1 protein-coding gene is annotated in these 7696 nt (G+C 72.4%); it reads right to left on the reverse strand.

Features of this window, described 5'->3' with window-relative positions:
• On the reverse strand, positions 1 to 7553 hold a 7553-nt coding region (locus tag NM961_RS23005), incomplete at its 3' end, for a non-ribosomal peptide synthetase (protein ID WP_255916774.1).
• Positions 7554 to 7696 lie beyond the last annotated feature (143 nt).

The raw sequence follows: 7696 nt of genomic DNA on the forward strand, positions 1-7696 counted from the left end.
GGCCGCGGCGCGGCCCCGGCCGGGCGCAGGCCCAGGCGCGCGGCCAGCGCAGCGCCATGCTCGGCCAGCAGGTGCCCGGCCAGGCCGCGCAGGGTCGGGAATTCAAAGAACACGGTCGGCGTGAGTTCGAGTTCGAACTCGCGGTTCAGGCGGTTGCTGAATTCGGTCAGGCTGATCGAATCGAAGCCCAGCGAATTCAGTTCGGCCTCGGGATTGACCGCGTCGCGGCGAATCTTGATCAGGTTCACCACGATCTGCGCCAGCGACTCCAGCAGCGGCGCGAGCAATGCCCCCGCAGCAGCCGTGTCGGCCGGCCTGGCCGGCGCCGCCGCGGCGGCCGGCGCGCCGAACAGGCGCTGGCGCAGGCGTTCGCCGTGGCCGTGCAGCACGACGACGCGGGTTTCGCCGCTGTGCCAGGCCTGGCGCAGCAGCGCGAAGCCGGCCGCGCTGGACAGCGGCATGGCGCCGCTGGTCTGGCGCATCTGGCGTTCGCTGGCCGCATCCATGCGCATGCCGCCGTCGCGCCACAGCGGCCAGTTCACCGACAGGCTGCGCCCCTGCCGCGCGCCGCTGCCGGCGAGTGCGGCGCGCTGGGCGATCAGCGCGTCGACGAAGGCGTTGGCCGCGGCATAGTCGGCCTGGCCCGCATTGCCGAACTCGCCGACCACCGAGGAAAACGCGATGAACGCCTGCAGCGGCAGCGCCGCCGTTGCCGCATCGAGGTTGGCCAGGCCGCGCACCTTGGGCGCGAGCACGCGCTGCAGTTCTTCGCCGCTCTTGTTGTGCAGGTAGTTGTCGGCCAGCACGCCGGCCAAGTGCACGACCACGTCGAGGCGGCCGTGGCGCTGGCGCAGCGCGCCGACCAGGGCGGCCACGGCGTCTGCGTCGGCCAGGTCCAGCGCGTGGTATTCGAGGCTGCCCCGGGCCGGGCGCAGCGGCGCCAGTTCCTGTTCGCGCCCGGGCGTGAGCGCGCCGCGGCCGGTCAGCACGATGACGGCGTCGGGCACGGCCGCGGCGATGTCCGCCGCCAGCTGCTGGCCGAGGCGGCCGGCGCCGCCGGCGAGCAGGTGCACGCCGCCGGCGATCCACGGCGCCGGCGCATCGCCGGCCGGGGCCAGTTCGCGCAGCAGCGGCAGCAGGCGCCGGCCGGCTTCGCAGCGCACCCAGGTGTCGCCGCTGGCGGCATTCTCGTCCAGCTGTGCGGCGAGGCGCGCGCTGTCGGCCCAGGCGTCGGTCTCGATCAGCTGCGCCTGCAGGTGACGGTTTTCCTGCCGTGCCGATTTGAGCAGCGCGGCCAGGCCGGCCAGCGTCGCCGACCCCGGCTCGCGCGGCACCACGACCTGCAGCAGCAGCGGATCGGCCGCACTGGCCGGTGCGGCCGTGAGCAGGTCGCGCAGCCCATGCGCGCAGCGGGTGAAATAGTCCGCCGCATCGGCGCCGTCCTGGGCCAGGGCGACGGCGTCGGGCAGCGCAGTCGCGGCCGCGGCGCCGGTGAGCAGCACGCGGCGGCGCACGGCGGCGGCGGCCGCGGCGACGGCCGGCTGCTCCTGCCAGTACGGCAGCAGCAAGACGCTGTCGGCGCTTTCCGCCGCAGGCGCAGCCTCGAACGCGCGGCGGGAATAGCCGCGCAGGCGTACATCGACGCGGCCGTCGGCATCGCACAGGTCCAGGTCGAAGCGCTGTACCACTTCGTCGCTGCCGGCGGCGTGGCGGATATAGGCCCAGACCTGCTCCTTGCACGGGCCGAACACATCCAGCTCGGCCAGCACGAACGGCACCGCCGCCTTCGCGCCGATCGGCAGCGCGCCGATTGCCGCTTCCATGATGCTGGGATGCAGCACGTAGTCGCCGCGGGTGTCGCGCACGCAGTCGGGCAGGCGGATTTCGGCCAGCATGGTGGCCTGGCCCTGCGCATCCACGCCCAGGTTGAATACCTGGTTGGCGCGCATGCCCGGACCGAACACGAAGCCGATGGCCGGCAGACGCTCGTAGGACAGCTCCGCCTGCAGCGATTCATGGCTGGCCGCGCGCAGCGCAGCCAGGTCCAGCTGCGGCGCCGGCTCCGGCGGCGCGACCAGGGCGCGGCCCTGGCAATGCACGCGCTCTTCGGCGGCCTCGCCGCTGTAGATCTCGAAATCGATCTCGCCGCCGCTGCCCGGGCGCAGGCGGATATGTACGTTTACGGGCTGGTCTTCCACCGTCACCGGCCGCGGCCAGACCACATTCTTCAGGCGGATGCGCGCGGTGCCGCCCTCGCCGCCCGCGGCGGCGCCCAGCGCCTGCTCCACGGCGGCGCGGGCCAGTTCCAGATAGGCCACGCCGGGCAGCACGCGCTTGCCGTGGATCTGGTGATCGCGCAGGAAGAATTCGCTGCCGTCGAAGGTCGAGGAATAGCGCTGTTCGTGCAGGTCCGAAGTGTTGCGCTGGACCAGCGGATGCAGCATGGCGACACCGGCGCCGGCCTGGGCCGGCAGCGCCAGCACATGCGGCTCGGGCAGGAACGGGTAGGTCGGCAGGCTGACGCGCTGGGGCCGGGCCGTGCCTGCATACAGGCGCCGCCAGTCGATCTCCAGCCCGCGCACCCAGGCCTTGCCCAGCTTGCTGAGCTTGCGCCCGCTGATCCAGCGTTCGACCAGGCTGGCCGAATCCTCATCTTCGAGCAGGCTTTCGCTGCCGCCCGCCTCGCCGGCGATGCAGCCGGCGATGCCGCGCTCGCCGCGTGCGAACGCGCCAAGCTTGGCGACGAGTTCGGCCAGGTCCGCCGCGACGAACACGGCGCGCGCCGGCATCGCCTCGCGGCCGACCTGGAAGGTATAGGCCACATCGGCCAGGGCAAGACCGGACTGGGGCAGGAAATCCGCCAGACGCTGGGCATAGACCTGCAGGCGCTCGGCCGTGCGCGCCGACAGCGGCAGCAGGAACGGCGCCGGCAGCGCGGCCGTGGCCGCGCGCAGCGGCGCTTCTTCCAGGATGGCGTGGGCGTTGGTGCCGCCGATGCCGAACGAACTCAGGCCGGCGCGGCGCGGCAGCGTGCCGCGCGGCCAGTCGCGGCCGTGCTGCAGCACGTAGAACGGCGAGGCGGCCAGGTCGAATTTGCGGTTGGGCGTGGTGTAGTGCAGCGTCGGCACGAGCGCGCCGCGGTCCAGGCTCAGCGCGAGCTTGATGCAGCCGGCCAGGCCGGCGGCGGTATCCAGATGGCCGATGTTGCTCTTGACCGAACCCAGGCCGCAGTAGCCGACCGCCGCCGTTTCGCGCCGGTAGACCTCGCCCAGCGCGCTCAGCTCGATGGGATCGCCCAGCTCGGTGCCGGTGCCGTGGGCCTCGACGCAGGCAATGGATTCGGCCGGCACGCCGGCCTGGCGCAGCGCCTTGGCGATGACCTCGGCCTGGCCTTCGGCGCTGGGCGCGTAGAAGCCGACCTTGTCGGCGCCGTCGTTGTTCAGCGCAACGGCGCGCAGCAGGGCGTAGATGTGATCGCCGTCGGCCACCGCGTCGGCGGCGCGCTTGAGCAGGATCACCGCGACACCCTCGCCCGCGACCATGCCGTCGGCGCTGTCGTCGAAGGTCTTGACGCGGCCGTCGCTGGAGAAATTCAGGCCCTTCTGGTGCAGGTAGCCCGCGCCCGGCCAGACCGGCAGCGAGGCGGCGCCGACCAGGGCCTGGCGGCATTCGCCCGATTGCAGGCTTTGCTGCGCGGCATACAGGCCGACCAGCGAGGACGAGCAGTTGGAATGCACGGCGAAGCTGGGCCCCTTCAGGCCGAGCCGGTGCGAAATGATTGTCGCGGCGCTGCCGCTCTGCGCCAGCACCCAGCTGACGTACTGCTCGCCGCCGCCCTGGGCCTGGGCCGAGGCCGAAGCCAGCGACTGGTAGCCGTTGTTGCCGACGGCGACGAACACGCTGGTATCGCGGATCTCGCCCGGCGTATAGCCCGCGTCCTCGACCGCGGCCCAGGCGTGCTGCAGCAGCAGGCGCAGCTGCGGATCCATCAGCTCCGCGTCGCGCGGGTTGACGCGGAAGAAGTCCGCGTCGAACAGCTCGCGTCCGGCGATGGCCGAGCGTACCGGCACGTAGCGCGGATGCGCGGCCAGCGCCGCCGGCACGCCGGCGGCGGCCAGCTCGTCGGCGCCGAGGCGGCGCATGCCGGATTCGCCGGCCAGCAGCTGGCGCCAGAACGCATGATGATCGGCCGCGCCGGGCACTTGGCAGGACATGCCGACGATGGCGAGGCTGTCGCGGCAGTCCGCGGCCAGCGGCGTCGCCGCTGCAACCGACGCCGGCACCGCCTGGGCCGTTGCCGCCGATTCGCCCGCCGCGGCGGGCGCAACCGCCGCCAGATGCGCCGCGATGCGCCGCAGCGTGCTGAAGCGGAACACGTCGGTGACGCTGAATTCGGTGCCGAACTCCGCCGCGATGCGGTCGGCCACGGTCACGGCCAGGACCGAATCGCCGCCGATCTCGAAGAAACCGTCGTCCGGGCGGATCGACGGATTGTCCAGCGCGCGCTGCCAGATCAGGCCCAGGCGCTGCTCGATCTCGGCGCGGCTGGCCGTCGTGCTTTCAACCGGCGCGGCCGCGGGCGCCGCGCTGTCGCCAAGGCTGGCGACGCGCTTGCGGTCGACCTTGCCGTTCGGAGTCAGCGGCAGTGCATCCAGCAGCACGAAGCGCGCCGGGATCATGTAATCAGGCAGGTGCTGGCGCAGCAGCGGGCGCAGTTCCCGCGCCAGGCTGTCGCGCAGCGCGGCGTGCTGGCCCGGCACCGGCGGCTGTGCCGGCACGCAGAAGGCGGTGAGCTGGCGGTGGCCGTCGTGTTCGGTGATGCCGACCACGCACTGGGCGATGCGCGCGTCCTCGGCCAGGCGCGCCTCGATCTCGCCGAGTTCGATGCGGTAGCCGCGCAGCTTGACCTGGGCGTCGATGCGGCCCAGGCATTCGATGCCGCCGTCCTCGCGCCGGCGCGCCAGGTCGCCGGTGCGGTACAGCCGCACGCCGCCGCAGGACTCGGCCGCGGCGAAGCGCTGCGCGCTCATCTCCGGCAGGTTCCAGTAGCCGCGCGCCAGGCCGTCGCCGGCGATGCCCAGCTCGCCCGGCACGCCGACCGGCGCCGGCTGGCCGGCGGCATCGAGGATGAAGATGGCGGTATTGGCGATCGGCTCGCCGATCGCGTTGGCGTCGTTGGGCAGAATGCGGCAGACGGTCGACCAGATCGTGGTCTCGGTCGGGCCGTACAGGTTCCAGGCTTCGCTGCCGCTGGCGACGAAGGCGTCGCGCAGCGGCTCGGGCAGCGCTTCGCCGCCGCACAGCAGTTTCATGCGTTCGGGATTGGTCCAGCCGGCCTGGAACAGCAGCGCCCAGGTCGTGGGCGTGGCCTGCATGATGGTCGGCCGCACCTGGGCCAGCGCGCGCAGCAGGCGGCGCGGATCCTGCGCATCGCCGGCCGTGCTGATATGGCAGTGGGCGCCGCTGATCAGCGGCAGGTACAGCTCCAGCCCGGCGATGTCGAAACTGAACGTGGTGACTGCGTACAGGCGGTCGGTGCGGGTTATGCCCGGCTCGCGCTGCATGGACAGCAGGAAATTCGCCAGCGCCTGCTGGCCGATCATCACGCCCTTGGGATTGCCGGTGCTGCCCGAGGTGTACATCACGTAGGCGAGCTGGCCCGGGTCTATCGCCGGCAGCGCCGCTGCGCTGCCGGCCAGCGGTGCCAGCTGGTCCAGCGCGACGATGTCCACGCCGGGTGCGGCGATGGCCTGCGCGGTCGCTTCAAGCGCGGACTGGGTCAGCAGCAGGCGCATGCCGCTGTCGGCGACCATGTAGCGCAGGCGTTCGGCGGGATAGTCCGGATCCAGCGGCACATAGGCCGCGCCGGCCTTCTGTATGCCGAGCAGGCCGACGATGAGATCCAGCGAGCGCTGCACGCAGAGGCCGACGCGGTCCTCGTGCGCGACGCCGCGCGCGAGCAGGTGCGCGGCCAGCGCACTGGCGCGGCGCTGCAGCTCGCGGTAGCTCAGCGCTTCATCGCCGAAGCTGACGGCGACCGCTTCCGGCGTGCGCGCGGCCTGGGCATCGAACAGGCCTGGCAGGCTGTGGCCGAGGAAGGCAGGTTCGTCCTTGGCGTTCCAGCGCCGCAGTTGTTCCTGCTCCTGCGCATCGAGCAGGCCGTGCGCCTGCAGCGGCTGCTGCGGCGCGGCCAGCACCTGCTGCAGCAGCTGCGCGTAGTGGCCGAGCATGCGCTGCATGCGCGCCGGGCCGAACACGGCGGCGTCGTATTTCAGGTGCAGCTCGAAGCCGTCGGCCTGCTCCACCACTTCAAGCACCAGCTCGTACTCGCCTTCCTGGCGCAGGCCCGACAGCGCCTGCAGACCCAGCGCGCCCGGCTCGGCCGGCGCAGCGCCGGGGTTCACCACCGCGGCGTTCTGGAATTCGTAGGCGACCTGGAACAGCGGCGAACGCTGCCCGGCCGCCAGTGCGCCCGCGTCCTTGACGACACGGGCGAACGGATAGGCGGCGTGGTCCAGCGCATCGGCCAGGGTGAGTTGCAGGCCGCTGACGAAATCACCGAAGGCCTGCGCCGGATCCACCGCGCTGCGCAGCGGCAGCATGTTGACGAAGTAGCCGATCACGCGCTCGAAGCGCGGCTGCGGCCGGCCCGCGCTGGGCATGCCGACGATCAGGTCGCGCTGGCCGCTGTAGCGGAACAGCAGCCATTTGTAGACACCGAGCAGCAGCACGGCGCTGCTGACGCCGGCCGCCGCGGCGGCCTGGCGTACCTGGGCGGCCAGCGCCGCCGGCAGGCGGCGGCTGACGCTGCGCGCATCGACCTTGGCGGTGGCGCTGCGGGTGCGGTCTGCCGGCAGCTCCAGCACCGGCAGGGGCCCGGCCAGCTGGCGGCGCCAGTAGTCCCGGTGCTGCGGCGCGCCATCGGCCAGCAGCTGGCGCTCCCATTCGACAAAATCGCGGTAGCTCGGGCCGGCAGCCAGCGCCAGCGGCGTCTCGCCGCGCGCCAGCTCGGCATAGTTCTGCAGCACCGATGCAAGCAGCAGCGGCACGGAACTGCCGTCGAACACGATGTGGTGGACCACGAACAGGGCCACCGCCGCGGCGCCGCGGCGCACCACGTGTACGCGCAGCAGCGGTCCTTCGGTCAGCGAGAACGGCGCGCGCGCCTTGTCCTTGAGCACCGCCAGCACGGCCGCGTCATCGGCGCCGCCGAGATCCTCGCTGCTGAACGCGAGCGGCTGCTGCGCCAGGCGCTGCGCCGGCACGCCGTCGGTGACTTCGATCACCGCGCGCAGCATGGGATGCTGCTCCAGCAGCAGCTCGCAGGCCTGGCGGAACAGGTCCAGGTCCAGGCCGGCGTCGAACTGGAAGCACAGCGGCAGGTTGTAGGCGCTGTCGTCGGCCGCCATGCGGTTGAGTACCCACAGTCCCTTCTGCCCTTCGGACAACGGCGACGGCGTCGCGGCATCGCGCAACTGGCGCAGGTGTTCCTGCAGCTCCTGCGTCGACAGCCGGCCGGCCTTGTAGGCAGTGAGTATCTGGTTGGGTGTCATGGCAGATTCCTGGGACCAACACCGTGCAGCCGCGGCGCCGGCAGGCGCTGCGCAAGTCCAGTCACGGATGACGCCGGCATGATTCGCGCACGGCGGCGCGGCAAGCGGCACGCAAGCACTACGGGCCCGGCACGGCGGCCAGG

This window comes from Tahibacter harae, assembly GCF_024437735.1.
Classification (GTDB): domain Bacteria; phylum Pseudomonadota; class Gammaproteobacteria; order Xanthomonadales; family Rhodanobacteraceae; genus Tahibacter; species Tahibacter harae.